Annotated in this window: 25 protein-coding genes; 11 read left to right on the top strand and 14 right to left on the bottom strand. The window is 65.2% G+C overall.

Annotation, left to right across the window (positions count from 1 at the left end):
- Positions 1–5: 5 nt before the first annotated feature.
- Positions 6–785, top strand: a complete 780-nt coding sequence (locus OSH05_RS00945; RefSeq protein ID WP_266352321.1) for a carbohydrate ABC transporter permease — start codon at positions 6–8, stop codon at positions 783–785.
- 95 nt (positions 786–880) lie between these two features.
- Positions 881–2893, top strand: coding sequence for an aldo/keto reductase (locus OSH05_RS00940; protein ID WP_104218408.1), 2013 nt, complete (start codon positions 881–883; stop codon positions 2891–2893).
- Between the two features lie 10 nt (positions 2894–2903).
- On the opposite strand, the gene OSH05_RS00935 is transcribed toward OSH05_RS00940, so the two are convergent.
- Together OSH05_RS00935 and OSH05_RS00930 are read right to left on the bottom strand one after the other, a co-directional pair.
- Entirely contained in the window at positions 2904–3074 is a 171-nt protein-coding gene (locus tag OSH05_RS00935; protein ID WP_165801537.1) for a hypothetical protein, read from the bottom strand.
- Between the two features lie 32 nt (positions 3075–3106).
- Entirely contained in the window at positions 3107–3289 is a 183-nt protein-coding gene (locus OSH05_RS00930; protein ID WP_104218407.1) for a hypothetical protein, read from the bottom strand.
- A 91-nt stretch (positions 3290–3380) separates the two neighbouring features.
- Here OSH05_RS00930 and OSH05_RS00925 point away from each other — a divergent pair, with 91 nt between their 5' ends.
- Positions 3381–4262, top strand: a complete 882-nt coding sequence (locus tag OSH05_RS00925; protein ID WP_104218406.1) for a LysR substrate-binding domain-containing protein — start codon at positions 3381–3383, stop codon at positions 4260–4262.
- Positions 4263–4269: 7 nt separating this feature from the next.
- Here the strand turns inward: OSH05_RS00925 and OSH05_RS00920 are convergent, their stop codons facing one another.
- The gene (locus OSH05_RS00920; protein ID WP_104218405.1) at positions 4270–4911 is read right to left on the bottom strand and encodes a ThuA domain-containing protein; all 642 of its coding nucleotides are present in this window, start codon (positions 4909–4911) and stop codon (positions 4270–4272) included.
- A 142-nt stretch (positions 4912–5053) separates the two neighbouring features.
- Between OSH05_RS00920 and OSH05_RS00915 the strand changes: the two genes are divergently transcribed.
- The gene (locus OSH05_RS00915; RefSeq protein ID WP_104218404.1) at positions 5054–5644 is read left to right on the top strand and encodes an NUDIX domain-containing protein; all 591 of its coding nucleotides are present in this window, start codon (positions 5054–5056) and stop codon (positions 5642–5644) included.
- A 131-nt stretch (positions 5645–5775) separates the two neighbouring features.
- On the top strand, positions 5776–6180 hold the full coding sequence (locus tag OSH05_RS00910) for a hypothetical protein (RefSeq protein ID WP_104218403.1): 405 nt from the start codon (positions 5776–5778) through the stop codon (positions 6178–6180).
- Positions 6181–6216: 36 nt separating this feature from the next.
- Here the strand turns inward: OSH05_RS00910 and OSH05_RS00905 are convergent, their stop codons facing one another.
- Positions 6217–6654 (bottom strand): winged helix-turn-helix transcriptional regulator, encoded by a 438-nt coding sequence (locus OSH05_RS00905; RefSeq protein ID WP_104218402.1) that lies wholly within the window; start codon positions 6652–6654, stop codon positions 6217–6219.
- A gap of 194 nt (positions 6655–6848) precedes the next feature.
- On the opposite strand from OSH05_RS00905, the gene OSH05_RS00900 reads away from it, so the two are divergent.
- On the top strand, positions 6849–7742 hold the full coding sequence (locus OSH05_RS00900; RefSeq protein ID WP_266352005.1) for an SDR family oxidoreductase: 894 nt from the start codon (positions 6849–6851) through the stop codon (positions 7740–7742).
- A 5-nt stretch (positions 7743–7747) separates the two neighbouring features.
- Here the strand turns inward: OSH05_RS00900 and apbC are convergent, their stop codons facing one another.
- Complete coding sequence (apbC, locus tag OSH05_RS00895; protein ID WP_104218401.1) at positions 7748–8881, bottom strand: iron-sulfur cluster carrier protein ApbC; 1134 nt, start codon at positions 8879–8881, stop codon at positions 7748–7750.
- Between the two features lie 379 nt (positions 8882–9260).
- Between apbC and OSH05_RS00890 the strand changes: the two genes are divergently transcribed.
- Positions 9261–10568 (top strand): porin, encoded by a 1308-nt coding sequence (locus OSH05_RS00890; RefSeq protein ID WP_104218399.1) that lies wholly within the window; start codon positions 9261–9263, stop codon positions 10566–10568.
- A 329-nt stretch (positions 10569–10897) separates the two neighbouring features.
- On the top strand, positions 10898–11680 hold the full coding sequence (gene recO / locus OSH05_RS00885) for a DNA repair protein RecO (protein WP_104218801.1): 783 nt from the start codon (positions 10898–10900) through the stop codon (positions 11678–11680).
- A gap of 100 nt (positions 11681–11780) precedes the next feature.
- Here recO and OSH05_RS00880 read toward each other — a convergent pair whose 3' ends face one another.
- Both OSH05_RS00880 and OSH05_RS00875 read right to left on the bottom strand, forming a co-directional pair.
- Complete coding sequence (locus tag OSH05_RS00880; protein WP_104218398.1) at positions 11781–12113, bottom strand: hypothetical protein; 333 nt, start codon at positions 12111–12113, stop codon at positions 11781–11783.
- A 247-nt stretch (positions 12114–12360) separates the two neighbouring features.
- Positions 12361–12657, bottom strand: a complete 297-nt coding sequence (locus OSH05_RS00875; RefSeq protein WP_104218397.1) for a hypothetical protein — start codon at positions 12655–12657, stop codon at positions 12361–12363.
- 199 nt (positions 12658–12856) lie between these two features.
- Between OSH05_RS00875 and OSH05_RS00870 the strand changes: the two genes are divergently transcribed.
- On the top strand, positions 12857–13549 hold the full coding sequence (locus OSH05_RS00870) for a DUF1045 domain-containing protein (protein ID WP_266352004.1): 693 nt from the start codon (positions 12857–12859) through the stop codon (positions 13547–13549).
- A 137-nt stretch (positions 13550–13686) separates the two neighbouring features.
- Positions 13687–14310 (top strand): hypothetical protein, encoded by a 624-nt coding sequence (locus tag OSH05_RS00865; protein ID WP_104218396.1) that lies wholly within the window; start codon positions 13687–13689, stop codon positions 14308–14310.
- 6 nt (positions 14311–14316) lie between these two features.
- Here the strand turns inward: OSH05_RS00865 and OSH05_RS00860 are convergent, their stop codons facing one another.
- The 6 genes from OSH05_RS00860 to OSH05_RS00835 form a co-directional block, all read right to left on the bottom strand.
- On the bottom strand, positions 14317–14661 hold the full coding sequence (locus OSH05_RS00860) for an acyl-CoA thioesterase (RefSeq protein WP_104218799.1): 345 nt from the start codon (positions 14659–14661) through the stop codon (positions 14317–14319).
- 173 nt (positions 14662–14834) lie between these two features.
- Positions 14835–15581, bottom strand: a complete 747-nt coding sequence (locus tag OSH05_RS00855; protein ID WP_104218395.1) for a 5-formyltetrahydrofolate cyclo-ligase — start codon at positions 15579–15581, stop codon at positions 14835–14837.
- Positions 15582–15630: 49 nt separating this feature from the next.
- Positions 15631–17178 carry an ABC transporter permease gene (locus tag OSH05_RS00850; protein WP_104218394.1) on the bottom strand — a complete coding sequence of 516 codons (1548 nt, stop codon included), beginning with the start codon at positions 17176–17178 and terminating at the stop codon, positions 15631–15633.
- Positions 17175–17951 (bottom strand): ABC transporter ATP-binding protein, encoded by a 777-nt coding sequence (locus tag OSH05_RS00845; RefSeq protein ID WP_104218393.1) that lies wholly within the window; start codon positions 17949–17951, stop codon positions 17175–17177. Before OSH05_RS00845 ends, OSH05_RS00850 begins: the two co-directional genes overlap by 4 nt.
- A 70-nt stretch (positions 17952–18021) precedes the next feature.
- The gene (locus OSH05_RS00840; protein ID WP_104218392.1) at positions 18022–19002 is read right to left on the bottom strand and encodes an ABC transporter substrate-binding protein; all 981 of its coding nucleotides are present in this window, start codon (positions 19000–19002) and stop codon (positions 18022–18024) included.
- Between the two features lie 25 nt (positions 19003–19027).
- Positions 19028–19768 (bottom strand): 5-formyltetrahydrofolate cyclo-ligase, encoded by a 741-nt coding sequence (locus tag OSH05_RS00835; protein WP_104218391.1) that lies wholly within the window; start codon positions 19766–19768, stop codon positions 19028–19030.
- Between the two features lie 180 nt (positions 19769–19948).
- Between OSH05_RS00835 and OSH05_RS00830 the strand changes: the two genes are divergently transcribed.
- On the top strand, positions 19949–20797 hold the full coding sequence (locus tag OSH05_RS00830) for a MurR/RpiR family transcriptional regulator (protein ID WP_104218798.1): 849 nt from the start codon (positions 19949–19951) through the stop codon (positions 20795–20797).
- A gap of 64 nt (positions 20798–20861) precedes the next feature.
- Here OSH05_RS00830 and OSH05_RS00825 read toward each other — a convergent pair whose 3' ends face one another.
- The gene (locus OSH05_RS00825; RefSeq protein WP_104218390.1) at positions 20862–21896 is read right to left on the bottom strand and encodes a glutamine synthetase beta-grasp domain-containing protein; all 1035 of its coding nucleotides are present in this window, start codon (positions 21894–21896) and stop codon (positions 20862–20864) included.
- Positions 21897–22265: the final 369 nt, after the last annotated feature.

Genomic DNA, 22265 nt, shown 5'->3' with positions numbered 1-22265 from the left:
CCATCATGACGCCGTTGGCGCTCCTCTGGCTGGCGCCGCTCGCTTTGATGGTCCTGTTCGCGACCTTGCCCGACAATTCGATTTTCTCGCCGACCCTGCCGCCGCCCGGCAGCGAGTTCTTCAACAATGTCGCCGCGCTGGCCGGCTCGGCGAATTTCCTGCGCGCGCTCGGCAATTCGGTGATGATCGGCCTGATCTATGCCGTGCTGTCGGTGCTGCTCACTTCGATGGCCGGCTACGCCTTCGCCAGGTTCGAATTCGTCGGCAAGAACGTTCTGTTCGGCCTTCTGGTCGCGACGTTAACCGTGCCTTATGCCGTCGTCGTCATCCCCCAATATATCCTGATCGCCCGCGAACTCGGCCTTTCCAACACCTGGGTGGCGCTGATCGTGCCGCCGCTGTTCAATTCGCTCGGTGTCCTGTTCATGCGCCAGAGCTTCTCCTCGCTGCCGCAAGAATTGCTGGATGCAGCGCGCGTCGACGGGGCGGGCGAATGGCGTATCTTCTTCACCATCGCGATGCCTCTGGTCCGCCCGGCGATCGCGGCGCTGTCGATCATCCTCTTCCTGGCCTCGTGGAACTCCTATCTCTGGCCGCTGCTCGTCGGCACGTCACCCGGCGCGCGCACCGCGCCGGTCGCGCTTGGCAGCCTGATCGGCCTCAACGTCGTGCCCTGGGGCCCGCTGATGGCCGGCGCGACGCTGATGACGCTGCCGATGGTTGTCGTGTTCATTTTCCTGCAGCGCTACTTCGTTGCCGGTATAACCGCCGGCGCCGTCAAATGAGACGGCCCGCAGCCCGCCCTTCTCCAAGCTCCGCGCATTCCCGCGGTGCGCCGCTTACGCTTTCATCCTGACTTTGCAAGAAAAGAGGACTTCCTATGGCCGAAAGCCAGAACCCCGTTCGCTGGGGCATTGTCGGACCGGGCGCCATCGCCAAGGATTTCCGCCGCGGCGTGCTCGATTCCCGTCTCAGTAAGCTCGAAGCGATCGCCACCCGCAATCCGGGCAAGGCAGGTCTTGCCGAGGACTTCCCCGAAGCTCGCATCCTCGATGGTTATGACGCCATCCTGAGGGATCCGAATGTCGACGCGATTTATATCGCGACGCCGCATGTCGGCCATGCCGAATGGGCGATCAAGGCGGCCGAGGCCGGCAAGCATGTTCTTGTCGAGAAGCCCTTCGCGCTCAGCGCCTTCGAGGCCGATGCCGTCTTCCACGCCCATCGCAAGGCAGGCACCTTCGCGGCCGAAGCCTTCATGTATCGCCTGCATCCGCAGACCAAGGCTATCTATGATCTCGTCGCCTCCGGCACCATAGGCGAAGTGCGGTCCATCAAATCGAGCTTCGGCTTCCAGATGCCGGGCTTCATGCCGGATCATCGCCTCTTCGCCAGCGCGCTGGCCGGCGGCGGTATCCTCGATGTCGGCGGCTATCCGGTGTCGATGAGCCGCTTCATCGCCGGCGCCACGGCCGGCAAGCCGTTCCTCGATCCCGTAAAGGTTTCGGGCATGGCCAAGCTCAACGCCGAAGGCACCGATGATTGGGCCTCGGCCCTGCTGCAGTTCGAGAACGGCATCATCGCTGAGGTGAGCTGCGCGGTTATGATCAATCTCGACAATGTCCTGCGCATCATCGGCACCGAAGGCCGCATCGAGGTTCCGGATTTCTGGTTCGCCGACGGTGATCGCAGCGGCGGCGACGGCCGCATCGACATCATCAAGAAAGGCGAGACGCAGACCGTCCGGACCGGCAAGCAGCGCCACCTCTATTCCTTCGAGGCCGATGCCGCCGCGGAAGCGATCTTCGCCGGCAAGCAGCAGCTCGATTCGCCCGGCATGAGCTGGGCCGATACGCTCGGCAATCTGCGCGTCCTCGACAAATGGCGCGCCGATGCCGGCATTGAATACAGCGTCGAGAAGCCGGCCCATCGCAAGCAGACGCTTTCGGGCCGGCCGCTGAAATCCGGCGGGACCACCGTGCCGCGGCGCAAACTGGCGGGCATTGGCAAGGAAATCTCAATCGTCGCGCTCGGCTTCGAGGATTTCCGGACTTTTGCGTCGGGGTCGATCCTGCTCGATGCCTTCTACGAGGCGGGCGGCAATCTCTTCGATACGGGCTGGGTCTATGGCAGCGGCTATACGGAAAGGCTGCTCGGCGAATGGCTCACCAATCGTGGGGTGCGCGAGCAGTCCGTCGTCATCGGCAAGGGCGCGCATAGCCCGCTCTGCTATCCCGACGTGATCGGCAAGCAGCTGACCCAGACCCTCGACCGCCTGCAGACCGATTATCTCGACGTCTATTTCATGCATCGCGACAACCCGGACGTTCCGGTCGGCGAATTCGTCGATGCCATGGACGCCGAGGCCAAGGCCGGCCGCATTCGCGGCATTTTCGGCGGCTCCAACTGGACGCGCGAGCGGTTCGACGCGGCCGTGGCCTATGCCGAGAAGAACGGCAAGCAGAAGCCGGGGGCGCTTTCCAACAATTTTGCGCTTGCCGAAATGCAGGACGTGATCTGGCCCGGCTGCGTCTCGTCCTCGGACGATGAATGGAAGGCCTGGTTCCGTGATCGCCAGGTGCCGAACTTCGCCTGGTCCAGCCAGGGCCGCGGCTTCTTCACCGATCGTGCCGGCCGCGACAAGCGCGACAATGAGGAGTTGGTTCGCGTCTGGTACAATGAGAAGAATTTCGATCGGCGCGATCGCGCGATCGAACTGGCGAAGCAGCTCGGCCGCAGCCCGATCCACATCGCGCTGGCCTTCGTCCTCGCCCAGCCCTTCCCGGTGGTGCCGCTGATCGGGCCGCGCACGCTGGACGAACTGGAAGACAGCCTCTCTGCCCTGGACATCCGCCTCACGCCGGAACAGGTGGCCTGGCTCGACCGGGGCTGAGGGCGCGCCCTCAGTCCATCGCCGAATCGCCGCCGCAGGGCTCGGGACGCTCGCGGCGGCCTTCTGGGCGGGCATGCATCAGCGCTGCCTGAAGGTGGCGGTTCAGGACCTTGTAGTGGTCCTGCAGCCGCTCGTCGCGGGAGGTCTGGGCGCTTCGGACGCCGTTCTGGGCGATGGACATGGAATTTCTCCTCTCAAGCTGTGCCGCTGCGCTCAGGCGCAGCGGTCTCGTCGTTCCGATTCGAAGGCGGAAGGTTCGTCGATCGGTTCATGTCCGATCGGCAGGTCCGCGAGGTCGCGGGCGCTCAGGCTCCAGAGCTCGTTCTCATTGTCATGCGTGAGCATCGGACGTGAGGCCCATTCGATGAAGGCGCGATAGAGGCCGGTGATGGTCATGTTGCTTCTCCTTGGCTTGCGCCTTCGAAGATGGGCATAGGGGAGAACGGAAGCCATCGACATGATCTCGGTCACACTTTAGAAAAACTGAATGGCGAACCCATTCAAAGTCCCGTTGAACGCCCTTCGGGCCATAGAAATTGTCGCGAGAGGCGGCCATCTCGGCGCGGCGGCCGATGAGCTCGGCGTAACGCCAGGCGCTGTAAGTCAACATCTGAAGCGGGCTGAAGAGCGGCTCGGGTTTGTCCTTTTTGAGAGAACGGCGCAGGGAATGCGGCCAACTGAGGCGCTCGCCGCGGCGCTGCCACATCTCTCAACGGGCTTTAACGCCTTGATCGACGCGGTCGCCGTGCTGGATCAGGCGCAGCGGTGCCTGCTGACGATCTCAGTGGCGCCGGCCTTCGCGGCGCGCTGGCTGGTGCCGCGCCTCGGCCGCTTCACGCGCGAAAATCCGGCCATGGAGATTCGCTTCGCGGCCAGCGCCCAGTTTGCCGACCTCCACCACAGCGACATCGACTGCGCGATACGCCTGGGTCGCGGCGACTGGCCGGGCGTCGAGCTGGAGCGGCTGCTGCCGCAGCCCTTCTTCCCGGTCGCGGCGCCGGAATGGCTGGATCGCCTCAAGACCCCCGCCGATCTCGGCCAGGTTCCGGTCCTTCATGACGAGGGCACGATGGTGGGCTGGGCCGACTGGTTCGCCGTGGTCGGTGAGCCGATGCCGAACCTCACCGGTCCACGATTCTCCGACCCGATCCTCGCGCTGGAGGCGGCGGTGGCCGGCCAGGGCGTCATGCTCGGCTGGGACATGGTGGTCGCCGACGCACTGGCGAGCGGCCGCCTCGTCCACCCGTTCGAGGGCAAGGTCTGCAGCGATCTCTTCTACTGGTTCGTCACGAGCGAACGCACGACCCGCAAACGTCCGGTTCGGATCTTCCGCGACTGGCTGAAGCGGGAACTGGCCATTCAGACGTGAACGAAACTCAGCGCGCCGCCCAGTTGAGCCCGCGTTCGAGGATCGTGCGCATCTGGGGAACGGCGAATTCCGAGGCGACGTGGCCGAGCGCGGAATAGAATACGCGGCCCTTGCCATAGCGCTTCTTCCAGACGACCGGCATGACGGCGCCGTCGATCCACGCGGCGTGATCGCCCGAGAACGTCGTCGTCGCCAGCACCTCGTTGGCCGGGTCGACATGCATGTAATATTGCTCGGAGCGATAGGCGAAGCTGGCGATGCCGGCCATCACCGGATCGTCCGGCCGTGTGACGTCGACGCGGTAGTCGATGATATCGCCGGGATGAGCGACCCACTGGCCGCCGACCATGAACTGATAGAGCGGCTCGTTCCGGAACGAATCGCCCATGCCGCCATGATAGCCGCCGAGCCCGACGCCGCCCTTCACCGCCTCGGAGAGGTTGGCGAGTTCTTCCTTGGCGATGGTCGACATGGTCACGATCGGTACGATCAGGCTCAGATCATGGATGGCCGGATCGGCGAAGGCCGCTGTCGTATTTTCGGTGCGGACATGAAAGCCGGAGGCTTCCAGCATGGCCCCAACCACTTCCGCGCCCTGGCGCGGCTCGTGTCCCTCCCAACCGCCCCAGACGATCAGCGCCTCGCGCATCCGCTCTCTCCCGTTCGAATTGCCTCGGCCGATCCTCGTTCGGCCCAACGGTCAAACGCTTGATCGCATGCGCTGTCAAGCCGCTGCCATCCGGATCGGTGATCGGCTAGAACCGAGGGCGACGAGCGCCGAGGAGCCGGGAATGGACGACTGGAACGACCGAATTCGACCGATTGAATCGGTCCTGCTTTCCGAAAACTGGGGCAAGCTGCATCGGAACGTCTTCGACTATCGCCGCTCCGATGGCACCTGGCAGCGACAGATCCGCGAGACCTATGATCGCGGCGATGGCGCGGCGGTGCTGGCCTATGATCCGGACCGCAACACGGTCCTGCTCATCCGCCAGTTCCGTTATCCTGCCTGGAAGCGCGGCCATGCCGAGCCGCTGATCGAGGTCTGCGCCGGCCTGCTGGACGCCGACGATCCCGTGACCTGCATCCGCAAGGAGGCGGAGGAGGAGATGGGCGTCACGATCGAGACGCCAGAGCGAGTCTTTGTCTCGTTCATGTCGCCAGGCAGCGTCGTCGAACAACTCCATCTCTTCGTCGCGCGCTATTCGCCGGCCGATCGCGGCGGCGATGGCGGCGGGCACGAATCGGAAGGCGAGGACATCGAGGTCCTCGAGCTTCCATTCCCCGAGGCGCTTGCCATGATCGACGACGGCCGCATCTGCGACGCCAAGACCATCATGCTGCTGCAGCATGCGGCGCTGAAGGGCCTTGTGAAGCCATAAGCGCTTCGCCCGTGAGCCCAAGGCGTGGCGCTCCGGGCACAGCCGTGAAGACGTATCGGCGATACTATCGATTTCAGCGCGGCGCCGTGTTTGACTGCGCACCGCCCCTTTCAGGATCCGGAACCTCCGACATGACCCGTCTCCCGTCGATTCTCGCCGCACTCGTCCTGGTGGCGTCCCCGCTCGCCACCGGTAGCGCCGCTTTTGCCAAGAACGCCGCGCCCGTCGCCAGGGACCCCGCCTGCAAGGCGTCGAAATGGACCCTCGCGCTTCCAGCCGGGTCGAGCGACGAATCCGCGACCATCGTTGAGACGCCGGAGAACAAGACCTGGCGCGTCGGCGTCGGCGGCCTGCCGCCCAGCGTCATGCTGGTTATCGAATACAAGAGCACCGTCGGCACCAAGGGCGAACTCGTGCTGCAATCGGGCGCCGCGCAATTCGTCGAGGGCGCGAGCGTCACGATGCATCTGCGCCGCGTCGGCGGCGAAGGTGGCAAGGCCGTCGCGGTCGCTGGCACCTATCAGGTGAAGTGCTGAAGCGGCAGCCGGAATGAAGGCCGCGGGTGGCATGGCCTAAGCCGCCCCCGCGTCATACTCCGCGCGGGCCTGGCGCACCGAGGCGTGGTGGTCGCTGGCCCAGCGCGTCAGTTCCGCCATCGGTCGCACGAGCGTGAAACCGAGCTGCGTCAGGCTGTATTCGACCTGCGGCGGGGTCGTCGGAAAGACCTTGCGGTTGACGAGGCCGTCGCGCTCGAGGCTGCGCAGCGTCACCGTCAGCATACGCTGCGATACACCGCCCACGGCTCGCTTCAGGGCATTGAATCGCATCGGCGCGGGCGCCAGCCGCAGGACCACCAGAAAACTCCACGCATCGCCGAGCCTATCCAGCACGTCGCGCACCGGACAATCGGACGCGGCAGGCAGTTCGCCCTGCGGCGTCAGGAATGCTTCCACGGAAAGCGCGCTGTCGGCGGGCATTCCGCCGTCGATCCGGCCGATCTGCTCGTTCATTCGCCCTCCGTTTCGCGGCCCCCGGATCGCGGCCTCACATTTTCAGCCCATCCGTGAGCGAGTGGTTCCGCCCATGTGCCTTGCGCCCCTTGAAATGCGTCCTTCACAGCCTCGAGTCAAGCGCCTAGTTACTATTCGTAACCATGGTGCCGGCGCTCGCTGGCTATGGGCGGACGCATCTAAGGAGATAAGAATTGAGTGACAACAAGGCGCTGTTGGTAACGGGCGCGAGCGGCCAGCTCGGTCGTCAGGTGATCGAGGCCCTGCTGGAAGCCAAGGCCGGGCCGATCATCGCCACCACCCGGGATCCCTCGAAGCTGGCTGATTTCGCCGCGCGCGGCGTCGACGTCCGTGTTGGTGACTTCAACGACCCCTCGACGCTGGCCGCGGCCTTTGCCGGTGCGGGGCGCCTGCTGCTCATCAGCACGGATGAACTCGCGACGCCCGGTCGCCGCCTCGCCCAGCATCGGGCCGCCGTCGCCGCGGCGGAAGCCGCGGGTGTTCAGCACGTCGTCTACCTCTCCGCGCCCGCGCCCTATCCGACGGCCGAATCAAGCCTGATCGGCGACCACTATTGGACCGAGCAGGCGCTGGCGGCCTCGTCGCTCGGCTGGAGCTTCCTGCGCGACCATCTCTATACGGATCTGCTGCTCATGAGCCTGCCGCACGCGGTTCAGACCGGGCAGCTCTTTTCCGCCACCGGCCAGGCTGGACGCAATTTCGTGACCCGCGCCGACTGCGCGCGAACGGCCGCCGCGGTACTCGCCTCCGATTTCGGCGGAAGGCAGATCCTCGACGTTACCGGCCCGGCGCCGCTGACCTTCAACGACCTCGCCACTCTGGCCGGCGAAATTGCCGGCAAGCCGGTCCAGCATATTGCAGTGCCGGCCGAGGGCCTGCGGCAGGGGCTAATCGGCGCCGGACTGCCGCCCTTCATGGCGGATGCGCTGGTGGCCTTCGATGTCGATGCCTCGAAGGGCTACCACGCCATCACCACCTCGGTGGTGAAGGACTGGACCGGCCGCGATCCGGTCTCGGTCCGCGACTTCCTGGAGGCCAATCGTGCCGCGCTGGTTACGGCGGCCTGATCGCGTCACTCGATGACGATGCGGGGCGGGGGGCGGACCCCCGTCCCGCCGGAAATCGCCGCCGCGATGCGCGTGGCGATGGCGCGGTAGGTTGCCGTGTGCGGGCCGTTCGGGTCGGCGGCGACGATCGGCGTTCCCGCATCGGAGGTTTCCCGGATCGCCAGTTCGAGTGGGATCTCGCCGAGGAACGATACACCAAGCCGTTCGGCCTCGTGCCGCGCGCCGCCATGGCCGAATATGTCGGACCGGGTCCCGCAATGCGGGCAGACGAAATAGCTCATGTTCTCGACGATGCCGAGGATCGGTACGTCGACCTTGCGGAACATGGCGAGCCCCTTGCGCGCGTCGATCAAGGCCAGGTCCTGCGGCGTCGAGACGATCACCGCGCCGGCGAGCGGCACCTGCTGGGCCATGGTCAGCTGTGCGTCGCCGGTTCCCGGCGGCATGTCGACGACCAGCACGTCGAGTGGCGCCCACGCCACCTCGCGCAGCATCTGGGTCAGGGCCGACATCACCATCGGCCCGCGCCAGATCATCGGCGTCTCCTCCTCGACGAGGAAGCCCATCGACATCGCCTTGATCCCGTAAGCCTCCATCGGCTTCAGCGTCCGCCCGTCCACCGTCTGCGGCTTGCCGGAAAGGCCGAGCAGCCGCGGCACCGAGGGGCCATAGATGTCGGCATCGAGCAGGCCGACTTTCAGTCCGTTCGCGGCGAGCGCCAGTGCGAGGTTGACGGCGGTGGTCGACTTGCCGACGCCACCCTTGCCCGATGCGACGGCGATGATGGCCTCGACGCCGGGAACGCCCGGCTTGCCGCTGGCGGAGGCTGCGGGGCGCGCCGTTGAACGGGGCGGGGGCGGGGCGGCAGCCGCGGAAGCGCTTCCGCCCTTCTTTTCCGCGGTCAGGATCACCAGCACGCTCTCGACGCCGGGAACCGCGCGCACGGCGGCGGCCGCCTGCTCGCGCAGCGGCTCCAATTCTCGGGCGCGCGCCGCGTCGACGGTGATCGAGAACATGACCTTGCCGCCATTGATCAGGATGTCCGAGACCAGCCCGAGCGACACCAGATCGCCCGCGCCATCCGGCCCGGGGACATTGCTGAGTCGCGAAAGGATCGATTCGCGGTCGAAAGAAGCCATGGGAAGCGCCTCGGGATCGGTGATGATGGGTGGTGAGACCGATTTGGGCCGCTGGAAGGCGGCGGAAAACGGCAGGAAACGGCTAGATGCCAACCTCTTACCGAAACCTTACCGGCAAAGCGACGATGATCCGGTGCTGTGTTGCATTTCCGTCATAGCGCCCGGAAGGGCATTCGCTATGATCGCCATTACGGAATCGAACTCAGCGGTTCCGGTTGCTTTACCGGCACCCAGGGGTGGGGGCCAAATAGGTAGTGCAGCTGAACGGGGATTTGACGGACTTCAAACGGGCCACATACAGGAACTCCTTTTCAAGGCATTCCTGAGGCGACGAGAAGAAAGAAATAGTCTCCTGGTTTAACCTTTTGGAGGTCAGGACATGAACTTCAAGACCCTTCTCCTCGGCTCTGCGGCTGCGATGATCGTTGCCGGCGGCGCTCAGGCGGCGGATCTCACGGTCGCCGAACCGGTCGACTACGTGAAGGTCTGCGACGCTTTCGGCGCCGGTTTCTACTACTCGCCCGGCACCGACACCTGCATCAAGGTCGGCGGCTACGTGAAGTTCGGTACGTCGGTTGGCAACACCGACTACGGCAACTACGTCGGCGCTTATCCGTCGTCGAACTGGTCGAACTTCTACACCGAAGTGTCGATCCAGCTGACGGCCTCGTCGGTCACCGAATTCGGTAACCTGACCGGCTTCATCGACATGCGCGCTCAGACCGGCAACACCGGCGGCTTCAACCAGTCGCTGACCCAGGCCGTGAACGCCACGACCAAGTCGGCTTACGTTGACAGCGCCTACCTGCAGCTCGGACCGTTGAAGGCTGGTTACTTCACCTCGCTCTTCGACTTCGGCCGTGGTTACACGGACACCGGCGTCTGGGGTTCGGATACCACTGCCGACCAGATCCAGCTGAACTACCAGGTCAACGGTTTCGGTCTCGCCCTCTCGGTCGAAGACCAGCGTGATCGCGGCGCTTCGGGCAACCTCGGTGGCCTGTCGTCCGCCACGTCCGTTTCCTACGCCTATGACTCGGGCACCGGCCAGTATTATCCGGTCCTGTCGACGGTCTACGCGAATGGCGGCGGCGAGAACATCCCGACCGTTATCGGCGCTGTCTCGTATGCTTCGGGCATCTTCTCGACGAAGGTCGCTGCGGCTTACACCGACATCGCTCTCGACCGTTCGGGCACGGGCACGGCTCTCGACCCCTATGATTACTCGACCCAGCAGGGTTGGGCTATCGGCGGCAACATCGAGTTCGCTCTCGACAGCTTCTCGGCTGGCGATAAGTTCACCGTCTTCGGTGCTTATGGCGACAACGCCAACTCCTTCACCGGTATCTCGGGTGGTACCTCGGTCGCTGGCCTCGCTGGCTTCGACGAGATCGGCCTCGCCGGTGTGGCTCCGGGCTCCAGCTGGAGCGCGGGTGCTTCGTACAAGCATGTTTGGACCCCCTCGGTCTGGTCGGCGATCTCGGGTGGCTACGCCTCCTATGACGGCGACGGCTACTACGACAACTCGGGCCTCGACGCCTGGCGCGTTGTTGCTTCGACCGGCTGGTCGCCCGTCAAGGGCCTGGACGTCATGCTTGACGGCCAGTACAGCAGCGTCGACGGCACGGGCTCCATCGACGATGGCGACGCCTGGGCGGTTAACCTCTGGCTGAAGCGCTCCTGGTAATTCCAGGTCCGCATCGGACGAAAAAGACCCGGCGGAGCAATCCGCCGGGTTTTTCTTTGTGTGCGGGGCAACGGCCCCTTGGCTTGCCGCGGCTTGGGCGGTGACCGGGAGAGACCCGGATCCCGCCGAGACGTCGCTCCACAGAGGGTTCGATCGAAATCGCCCGTCGATCGGTAAGGCAGGGAAGTGCGGAGCCCCTGTATTCGCACCAGTCTCCGAAGCAATCTTGCGTTCCACCCTTTTGAGGCGCCCGATCGCGGATGATCGTGTCGCGGCGGGACGTCGGTAGCCCTTGCATTCTCCCCGGTCTTGCCGGCAGGTTCGCCGCCATGGAATGGTCCGACGATGCGATCATATTGGCGAGCCGACGGCGGGGGGATTCGAGCGTCGTCCTGGAGGTGCTGACGCGTTCGCATGGCCGCCACCAGGGCCTTGTGCGCGGCGCGCGATCGCGCAGCCTCGCGGCCGTCATCCAGCCCGGCAACCGGGTCACCGCGACCTGGCGGGCGCGCCTCGACGAGCATCTGGGCCAGTTCACGATCGAGCCGCAGCGAATGCGGGCGGCGAATCTGATCGATGTTGCCGAGGTCCTGTTCACGCTGCAGGTGATGACCGGCCATATGCATCTCCTCGCCGAACGCCAGGTGCATGCCGGGCTCTTCGATGCGATGGAGACGGCGCTTGATGTGCTGGCCGGGGAAACGCGCCCGACCGTCGACGAACTCTGCGCCTTTCTGGCGCGCTTCGAACTGGCGCTTCTGGATGAACTGGGCTTCGGGCTGGATCTGGCGCGTTGCGCGCGGACGGGTTCGCGGGAAGGTCTCGCCTATGTGTCGCCGCGCACCGGACGCGCCGTCAGCCGTGAGGCCGCTATCGGCTACGAGGACCGCCTGCTGACGCTGCCGCCATTTCTCAGCGGCGGCGCGTCAAACCGTGGGCCGGAAGAACTCCTGGAAGGGCTTCGCCTGACCGCGCATTTTCTGCAGCGCGATCTCTATGGCCCGCGAGGCAGCAAGATGCCGAGCGCCCGCGATGAATTGATCGCCCGCCTCTCCGGGCGCGGCGATCGAGCCGGTGCGCGGAAGACGGGCGATCTTTCGTCTGCGACATGACGCCGGTCCGAATCAAGCGCTTGGCAAAACAACCGAAGCGTGATGGCGCGACCGGCGCCGCGTTCCCGCTGCGAAGCTGGGTGAGCCTCGCGGCGGCGCTTTAGTTCATCTTCAGAACCTGCTCACAGAAGGTCCGGACCGCGCCCGAGTAGCGCGTCGGCTCGGTGTTGACCTTCTCGTTGCACGTATTCTTGGCGACCACGAGCTGCTCGGCGGTTGGCTGCGTGGCGCCGGAGATGTCAAAGCCGAACACGTCCTCGTCCTTCACCTGCGCCTCCGCGCCGGACGTGGGGCCGCTCAGCGTCGGGGTCGTCGTCGTTGCGGCCGGCGTATTGGCGGGAGCGGGAGTGTCCTGTGCCATCAGCGGCGAGGCGGACATGGCGATCATCGCCGTTCCGAAAATCATTGCAGCAAGTCGGTTCGATTTCATCATGATTGTCCTCCGGTCAAATCGAGAACAGTGCGTAGAGATACAGCAACTGTACGATCTGGGTTGCGGCGCGAATGCCGGTGTACTGTCACCGAACTCGATATATTTCGCGCTCCGGAACCTAAACGGCTCGAAGCCGAAACTGTTCCGCAATCATTGGAGAATTATCAATCACAAAAATGGAGCGGGCTGCGAACCCATAGTCGCATCCACAGCGATAGGCCGGAGACGGAACGAAGCTGACGTCGACTCAGCGGCCGAAGCAGAAGCGCCGAACCTTCGACGAATAGCGCCAGGGCTGGACGATGATGTCCTGTGAACAGCGGTTGTTCACGGCCAGCTGCGTGCGCGGATCGAGCGATGCCTTGAACGCCATCAGCGAGGGAACATCATTGGGAATCGACGTCAGGTCGAAGCCGAAGACCTGCCAGTCGGGCAGCAGCTGCGAGTAGCCGTCATAGGTGCTACCCCCACGGGCGGATGCCGCGCTGGCCCCCATCGCGACGAGGGCGGTAACAGCCAGAAGCTTGAGCAGCGAAGATTTCATGACACATTCCTCGGAACGATCGTCCAGCCCGCTATAGCGAATCCAGTGTCGCCTGTCTTGTGTAAATGAAAGGCTCAACATCGGCACGCGCCCGCGCCGATCCGGAATCCCGAGCGTCCGTCGCGAAGATGCAACCTTGCTCCCGCATTGCTATGGTCCGCCGCGGCGGCGCCGGAATGCGGCTTCATCAGGGAAGGGAATGATCTTGCGCTATGCGATCTACTGGGCTCCGGGCGGCGAGGATGCGCTTGGACGGACGGCGACCCGCTGGATCGGCCGCGATGCGGCAACGGGTACGAGGCTTCGGCTACCGGTGGTCGATGGCGTCGAACCGGAGGCGATGGCGGCCTATCTCGCCGATCCAGCGCGCTATGGCTTCCACGCGACGCTGAAGGCGCCGTTCCGCCTGGCCACGCGTCGCAGCGAATCGGAGCTCATCGAGCATTTCGACGATTTCGCCCGCCGTTCGGCGCCGATCGCCATTCCCGAGCTGGTCATCCGCAGGCTTGGCCGTTTCTTCGCCTTCGTGCCGAACGAGCCGGTCGCCGAGCTGGATCGCTGGGCCGGCGAGATCGTTGAAGCCTTCGAGCCGTTCCGCGCCCCGCTTACCGACGGCGAACTGGCGCGCCGGCGCGCTTCCGGCTTGACGCTCGGCGAGGACGCCCATCTCGTGCGCTGGGGCTATCCCTATGTTTTCGATGCGTTCCGCTTCCACATGTCGCTCACCGGCAAGGTGCCGCGCGAGGACGCCGAAGCGGTCGACGCGGCCGCGAGACGGCATTTCGCCGATTTTGACGCGAGGCCCTATCGCCTCGACAATCTGGCGATCTTCGTCGAGCCAGAACCCGGCGCTCCCTTTGCCATGCTTCGCAGTGCGCCGCTCGGCGGCTGAGCGATCAGAGCGCGTTTGATAATGGACGGTTAGGCGGCGTTGCCTTACGATTTCGGAGAGGCCGCAACGCGGGTTCCCTCGTCCTACGGGTATGGGGTTCGGCAAGCTGGGCGGCAGTTCGTCTTGGGGGATTGGCTATGAAATCGATCGTGCTCGCAGGCGCAGTGGCTCTGGCTCTGCTGCCGTGTGCCGCGATGGCGGATGGTGGACGGCTCACGGGCTTGCCCGCCGTGCTCCTTGGCGGCGCGGCGGCCGAAGGCACACAGCATATTCTGCCGCAGCCGCCGGTGACGGCGGTCTCTGCCGGCGGCACATCCGTCGTGCTCGGCCAGACGCCGCTTCAGGATGTCGCCACGGCGCTGGGCGGCACGATCGCGAGCGCCAGCGACGGCAGCGAGCAGGCGGCTTGGCTCTGCTACACCGCCAAGATTGGCGGGCAGCCGAGCTATATCTGGTTCGTCGCCAACGGAACGACCGCTGCGAACGGCAAGGTCAATCTGGTCGGCGGCAATTTCGTCAGCGCCGGCAAGGGCGAGCAGCCCTGCGGCACGCCGAAATCGAGCCTCGATTCGATCGATTTCTCCGTTCCGGGCCTCGGCGCCAGCGAAGCGGATCTCCAGGGCCGCTTCGGCACCGTCTCGGCTCGCTATGGCTATGTCGCCTATACGAACCAGGACGGCTCGTCCCTCGACAACCTCAACTACCTGATCCAGAACGGCGTCGTTACGGGGATTGCCGCGACGCGCATCGGCGCCCCCTGACCGGCCTCAACCCGCATCCTCCGCCGGCAGGGGCCGCGGTCGCCTTTCCCCGTCGATCGCGACGAAGGTGAAGGTCGCATGCGTGACCTTATCGATCGCGTCGCTGACGCGGTTGCGCCGCCAGGCCTCGACATAGACCCGCATCGATGAGCGACCGGAGGAGACGATCTTGCCATAGATCGTCACCTCGTCGCCCACGGATACCGGGCTCAGAAACGACATGCCGTCGACCGCCGCGGTCACGGTGCGGCCGCGTGCCCGCCGCGTCGCGATGGTCGAGGCGCCAAGGTCCATCTGCGACATCAGCCAGCCGCCGAAAATATCGCCGGCCGGGTTGGTGTCATGCGGCATGGCGATGGTGCGGATCACCGGCACGGTGGTGTGGTCGGGGTTGAGCTCAGGCGCAGGGATTTTGTCGCTGTCGGATGTCACGTTGGCTTCCTGATGAGGATCGGGCGACGTGACTATACCGCGCCGCGCGGCGCGCGCACGACCTGCCCGCGCAAAGGAGCCGTCCCCGCTCGTCAGAGCTCGGCCGGCAGGCCCTTGCGAAGGCGCAATTGCTGCAGCGGCGGGATCGTCTCATACATGTGGCGGTCCAGCCGGTCCCAAAGTATGCCGCATTCAGGCTTGTGCGGCGCGGCCACGGGGATCGTCCGCGTCGGCGTGAAGATGACGTCGGCGACGCTGTCGAAGATCTCGGGCGTCAGCTTTTCGTCCAGAACCTGGCAATCATGCACGACGGCCGCGACCGGCGAGGTTCTGTCGATACGGGCGAGTTCATGCAGCATGCCCCATTCGGCATCGAAGAAGCCGTGCCCCTTGCCGAAGCGGACGCCCTCATGGTTGATTGCGCCGGTGCCGGTAACGAGATAGTCCACCCGCGGCAGCGCCGCGACGGCTTCGATGTCGAGCGGCTTCGCCACCCGCTCCATGCCGTCCAGCGTCGCGGCATAAAGATAGAGATCGGCCGGGATAGCGGCCGGATCGAGCAGCCAGAAGCCGCGGCGGATACCATAGGTCGTCATCAGCACGCGCTTGCCGTCGAGCATCGCCTGGTGGCGGAGCCGCTCGATGCAATTGTCCGGCGCGATGAAGAGCAGTTCGGCGCGGCGGTAGAATTCATGGTCGGTCAGCCGCTGACAGGCCGCCTCGCCGCCATCGAAATCCGCGATGAACTCGCCGAAATCATAATGGAAGCGGCTGTCGGCGACCGCGACTTTCATCAGCTCGGTCCAGACGCGTTCGCGCACCGATTGCTTCTCATCCATGGCGGTTCTCCTGCTTTTCTTGGATTCGGGTTGGCGGAGGAGGGCGGCGTCAGCCCATGCCCATCCGCTTGAGGGTGATGTCCTCGACCAGCGAGACGACGATGTAGAAGAAGATGGCGACCAGCACCGAGACGACGGCGACCGACCAGATCATGCCGTAGTCGAGATAGCCGCGGGATTGGTTGAGCAGGTTGCCGAGCCCGGTTCCGGTCGCCAGCCATTCGGCGATCATGACGCCCAGCAAGGCGCGCGGCGCGGAGAGCCGGGCGGCGGCGAAGAGATAAGGCAGGGCGGCGATGGCGCCGACGAGACGGATCTCGCTCCACCAATTGCCGCCATAGGCGCGTGCGACGTCGAGCGCGCTCTTCGGCACGAGGGCGAGGCCCTGCGCGATCGTGACGAAGGCCGGGAAGAAGGTCACGGAGACCGTGATGACGATCATCACGCCTGTTCCGCGCCCGAACAGCAGCACGAGCAGCGGCGTCAGCGCCACCAGCGGCATGGTTTGCGTGACGAGCGCGATCGGCAGCAGGATGCGGCGGACGGCGGCGAAGGATTGCGACAACACGGCGAGGATGAAGGCGAAGGCGATGCCGGCCGCCATGCCGACCAGCGCCACGGGTATCGTCTCCCAGAGCGCGGCGCCGAGCTTCGCGCGGGCGAGCGGCGCGGTCTCGGCCGTGAAGAGATAGGCGAGGATCGCGGCCGGTGTCTTAGCGATCATCTCCGGCAGTCCGGCGACCAGCCACCACCAGAGCGCCAGAGGCAGCAACGCGGCGAGGGCGATCATCGCGGCGCGCGGCCAGCCACGGTCGAATACGCCCGGCGCGCCGATATTGGGCATGGCCGAGGCGGGCATGGTCACGGATCGCGCTTCGCCGGTCGCCCGTAGCGCCAGGAAGGCGAAGGCGGCATAGGCGAGCGCCGCGATCGCGGTCGCGGTGAGGCCGATGCCCCAAAGGCGGGCGGGGTCGGCGCGGCCGAGCGAGCCGAGCAGATAGGCGCCGAGACCCCAGCGTCCGCCGCCGCCGAATTCGGCCAGGATGGCGCCGAGCACGGCGCCGGGCGCGGCGATCCGGAGGCCGCCGAGAATGGCGGGGAGGGCGCTGCGAAGCTGCACGAGCTTCAATATATCGAGCCGGGTGCCGCCATAGGCGCGCACGACGTCGACGGCGCGGGCGTCGATCCGCGTCAGGCCGAGCACGGTCGCGGTCATCGTGGGGAAATAGCAGGCCAGCGCCGCGAGCAGGATGCGCGCCGTCGTTCCATCCAGCGTCACGACCAGGAGCGGTACCACCGCGATCGGCGGCATGGCGAAGAGCGTGATGTTGATGCCGCGTGCCAGCAGCGAGGACGCCGGCACCATGACGAAGAAAATACCGGCGGCGAGCGCGACCAAATTGCCGATGATGAAGCCGATCGATGCGGTCGAGAGCGTCGCCGCCACGTGATGCGGATAATCATGGAAATCCGCGATGAAGCGGACCGCGATCTCGCTCGGTGCCGGTAGCGCGCCATGGGCGACCAACTTGAATCGGCCAAGGATCTCCCAGACGGCGAGCAGGATGGCGATGTCGATGGCAGCGCGCCGACTCATGGGGCGCCTCCGCTCATCAGCTTGCCGGCGATCACGTCGGCGAGCGCGTGGAAGTGCGGATCGGAGAAGATCTCGGGCGTGCGCGGACGCTCCAACGGGATGTCGATAATCGAGACGATCCGCCCCGGCCGGCTCGCCATCACCACGACGCGGTCGGCCAGGAAGACCGCCTCGTCGATGCCATGCGTGACCAGCAGCGTCGTCGAGCGCGATTCGAGCCATATGCGCTGAAGCTCGATGTTCATCTGGCGGCGGAGGATCTGGTCGAGCGCGCCGAAGGGTTCGTCGAGGAACAGCACCGACGGATCGGTGACGAGGGCGCGAGCAATGGCGACGCGCTGGCGCATGCCGCCCGAAAGCTGCGCCGGCAGCGCCGTCTCGAATCCCTTGAGGCCGACGAGGTCGATTAGCGCGGCGATGCGCGGCGCCGCCTGTTTGCGCGAGCGACGCAGCACGTCGAGGGGCAGGGCGATATTATCGCTCACGGAGCGCCAGGGGAGGAGCGCCGCGTCCTGGAAGGCGACGCCGGTAATGCCGCGTCGCACGGCGTCGGAAGGCGGGGCTCCGCCGATCGTGACGTCACCGCTGTCGGCCATATCGAGACCAAGCGCGAGGCGGAGCAGCGTCGACTTTCCGCAGCCCGACGGACCGATGATCGCCGTGAACGAGCCGGGCGGACAATCGAGCGACACGCCATCCAGCGCCACGAAGGCCTCGCCCTTGAGGCCGAAGCTCTTGCGCACGTCGGCAAGGCGGATGTCGCTCGATGTCATGACGGGATTCCGTGGGAGGTAAAGAAGGGCGACCGCCCCAAGACGGCCGCCATCCGGCTATGTCGCTGGATCAGATCTCTGCCAGCAGCGAGGCGTCGAAAGCGTCCTTGGTCGCCTTGATGCCGACCGCCTGCAGGGCAGCGACATTCTTCTCGATGCCGTCCTCGGTCAGCGCGAAGATGCCTGCCGGCGTCTCGATCAGCGGCTTCTGCGCGGTGTTGAAGAAAATCTCGTTCTCGATCGTGCGGCCGGTGCCGGCGAACCAGGTCTTCTCGAACTGCGGCGGATAGAGAGCCGGGTCCTTGAGGTTCTCCACCCAGCCCTTGCGACTGGCGCGCAGCCAGGCGACCAGTTCCTTGCGCTTGGTTTTCAGCGTCTCTTCGGTGACGACGACGGTGTCGTTGTAGATGGTGAAGCCGAAATCATAGAGCAGGAAGGAATGCGCCTCCTCACCCTTCAGCTTGATCGTGTAGGGGACGTTGGTGGTGAAATCGAGCGAGGCGTCGATCTCGCCGGCCAGAAGCGGCGTCGGATCATATTCGTAAGGGACGATCTTCACCTTCGATCGGTCGATGCCCGAGATCTTGAGCGCCGCCTCGACCGAGATGACATTGACCGGCGGGACCGCCAGCGTCTTGCCTTCGAGGTCGGCCAGCGTCTTGACCGGGTTCTTGGCCAGCGAGACGATGCCGATCGGGTTCTTCTGGTACTGCGCGCCGATGATCTTGAACTTGGCGCCCTGCTCGGTGATCGCCTTGATCGTCGTGTCGGGCGTCGTCAGCGCGATATCGGCCTTGCCGGCGATGAGCGAGCTTTCCGGGATCACGTCCGGGCCGCCGGAGAGATAATTGAGCTCCAGCCCCTCGTCCTTGTAATAGCCCTTGTCGATCGCGACGAAATAGCCGGTGAATTCGGCGTCGTTGATCCACGAGGCCTGGAAGTTGAGCGGCGAGGCCGCCGAAGCGCTGCGTGAGCTGGCGGAAAGGAAGCCCGCCGCGGCGGTGGCGCCGGTGAGCGCCAGGAAGCGGCGCCGGTTCATCGAGATTGACATGTCATCCCTCCGTTGATCATCGGCTTCAGCGGACCAGCCCGCGGAAGCGTTGCAGTTCCTTCAGTGGTGGTATGGCTTCGATCCGGTCCGGATCGAGCGTGTCGAAGCGAATGCCGCGCGGCCTCGGGGGTCGGTTCGGAATGTCGACGCTGCGAGTGGGCGTCACGATCGTATCGACCAGCACATCCTCGGGCGATGGATAGAGCCGCTCCTCGACGAGCTGGACATCATGAACGAGCGCTACCACTGGCGTCGCGTCGTCGACGACGCCGATCTCGCTGAAAAGGCCCCATTCGATGGCGAAATAGACATGCCCGCGGCCGAAGCGGATACCCTCGGCCGAGATCGCCGAGGCGCCGGTCAGGAAGACGTCGAAGCGCCCGCGCTCGGCGATTTCCTCAAGTCCGATCGGCCGGCCGAAGGCCTCCAGCCCGTCGAGATGGGCGGCGAAGGCGATAGCGGCGGCCGGAACACTGCCGCCCTCGATCAGGCGGAAGCCGCGATGGATATTGTAGGTCGGCACGATCAGCGTGACCCCGGCGGCGATCAGCCGGCGGCGGGCCTCGATCAGCGAATTGTCTGGCGTCGCGAACACGAGCCGCGCCGAAGCGACGGCTTCCAGCGCGAAGAGCCGGTCGGTCGCCGCGTCCGAGCCCTCGAAATCGGGAATGAACTCCGAGAAATCAAAATGGAAACGGCTGTCGGCCCGCGCCACTTCGGCGAGGCGCGACCAGATCTTCTGGCGGACGATCCTGGTTCTCGACATGGCCGGCTCCGAAATCCCGCCACTTGACGGCAGTGAAGCGATGAAACAATTGTTTCAGGAAACTGAAACAATTGTCACGCGCAATTTCGCGCCACGCCTGCCCGGAGTTTCAGCAGCGGCGATATGGACGCCGCGGCGGGCCATCGGCATGCTGCCGGCGCACTACCGATTGATGGAACCATGTCGACCCGTCTGGCCCTGCGCATTCAGGAGCGTTTCGAAAAGCTCTCCCCCAGCGAAAGGAAGCTTGCCGCCTTGCTGCTGGAGCGGCAGGACGACGTGCTGACCTATTCAGCCACCGAAATGGCCGAACTCGCCGGCACCTCCAAGGCGACGGCGGCGCGGCTGTTCCGCTCGCTCGGCTACAGCGATTTCAACGAGGTACGCCTGCAGGCGCGCGAGGAGCGCAATCGTACCGCTCCCTTTGAGCAGCGTCGCGCGGTGACGCCCGAGCCGGCGGGCTCGCGCTCGATCAGCAATCATCTCCAGGCCGAGATGACAGCGCTGACGCGGACCTTCGAGGCGCTGCGCTCCGATCGGCTGGCGCTGGCGGCGCGGCTCGTCGCCGAGGCGCCGCGCGTCTGGCTGCTCGCTTTCGGGCTCGACGAGGGGTTGGCGCGCTCGGCTCGGCTTCAATTTGCCCGCCTGCGGCCGGATGTGCAGCTTCTGGCGCTCCAGCCCGGCAATTGGGGCGAGGACCTTGCCATGACCGGGCCGCGCGACGCGCTGCTGCTGTTTCTCTCCGGCGAGCGGCCGCGCGTGCTGAAGCCGATGCTGGACTATGCCCGCACCACGCGCATGCAGGTGGTCGCCGTCAGTGACCAGGCGCTGGCGGCCTTCGCCGCGCGCTATGCCGCTGTGGTGCTGCCCTGCCACGCCGCCTCGCCTGCGTCTGGTGCCGCCAGCGCGACCATGGCCAGCATGACTCGCCTACTCGCCGCCGCCGTCGAAGAGCGGATCGGCGCCGCGGCAACCCAGCGCTCGGACCTTATCGCCGAGATCGACGAAGAACTCGATCACCTGGAATAGGCCCCAACGAAAAGAGGCCGCGCGATGCGCGGCCTCTCGTTTTCCCTGGAAGGTGTTTTTTGGCTTAGGCCGCGGCGGAAACCGCCAGCGGAACCTCGGAGATCGTCTTCAGGATCTGCGAAGCGATCTGGTAGGGGTCGCCTTGCGAGTTCGGGCGGCGATCCTCAAGATAGCCCTTGTAGTCGTTCTTGATGAACGAATGGGGCACACGGATCGAGGCGCCGCGGTCTGCCACGCCGTAGCTGAACTTGTTCCACGGCGCCGTCTCGTGCTTGCCGGTCAGGCGCTTGTCGTTGTCGGGACCGTAGACCGCGATGTGGTCCATCAGGTTCTTGTCGAACGCGGCCATCAGCTTCTCGAAATAGTCCTTGCCGCCGATTTCGCGCATGTACTTGGTCGAGAAATTGGCATGCATGCCCGAGCCGTTCCAATCCGTGTCGCCGAGCGGCTTGCAGTGGAACTCGATGTCGACGCCATACTTCTCGGTGAGGCGGAGCAGCAGGTACCGGGCCATCCAGACTTCGTCGGCGGCCTTCTTGGAGCCCTTGCCGAAAATCTGGAATTCCCACTGGCCCTTCGCCACTTCGGCGTTGATGCCTTCGTGGTTGATGCCGGCTTCGAGGCAAAGGTCGAGATGCTCCTCGACGATCTCACGGGCGACATCGCCGACATTGCTGTAGCCGACGCCCGTGTAATACGGACCCTGCGGAGCCGGATAGCCGGCCGTGGGGAAGCCGAGCGGACGGCCGTCCTTGTAGAAGAAATATTCCTGCTCGAAACCGAACCAGGCGCCCTCGTCGTCGAGGATGGTAGCGCGCTTGTTGGACGGATGCGGCGTGACGCCATCGGGCATCATGACTTCGCACATGACCAGGGCGCCATTGGTGCGCGCGGGGTCGGGATAGATCGCGACCGGTTTCAGCACGCAATCCGAGCTGCGGCCTTCGGCCTGCATCGTGGAGCTTCCATCAAAGCCCCAGAGCGGCAGTTCGGCGAGCGTCGGGAACGTTTCGAATTCCTTGATCTGGGTCTTGCCACGCAGGCTGGGAACCGGCGTGTAGCCGTCGAGCCAGATATACTCGAGCTTGAATTTCGTCATCTAGATCTCTCAAAGCTGGGGACGCGGCAGGTAGCAACGTTCCGAACTGTCCGGCGCGCGAAAGGGGCTACCTGTCGCGACTGCACCTAGCTTAGCATTTTGCATGCCATGCAGGCGTGCTTCGGCCGGCGACGCGACGGACGCGTCGTCGCACCCCTTCGTAGCGATGCCCGGCGCGGGCTGAAATCCGCCCACCGCCTTTTGGACGGGCAGGGCACCGATCCGTTCAATTGGCCCGGCCGGCGATGGCCTTTTTCAGCAAACTGGCGACGCGCCGGGCGGCTGCGTGCTGATACAGCGCATGGCAGGGGCCAAATTTGCGGAAATTGTAGGCATTTGCACATTTATTGGATAGCGCGGGGTCGAATT

Origin of the sequence: Kaistia algarum, assembly GCF_026343945.1 — a bacterium.
Lineage (GTDB): Bacteria > Pseudomonadota > Alphaproteobacteria > Rhizobiales > Kaistiaceae > Kaistia > Kaistia algarum.
The sequence above is the reverse complement of the archived record's forward strand: the minus strand, read 5'-3'. Positions and strand labels throughout refer to the sequence as shown.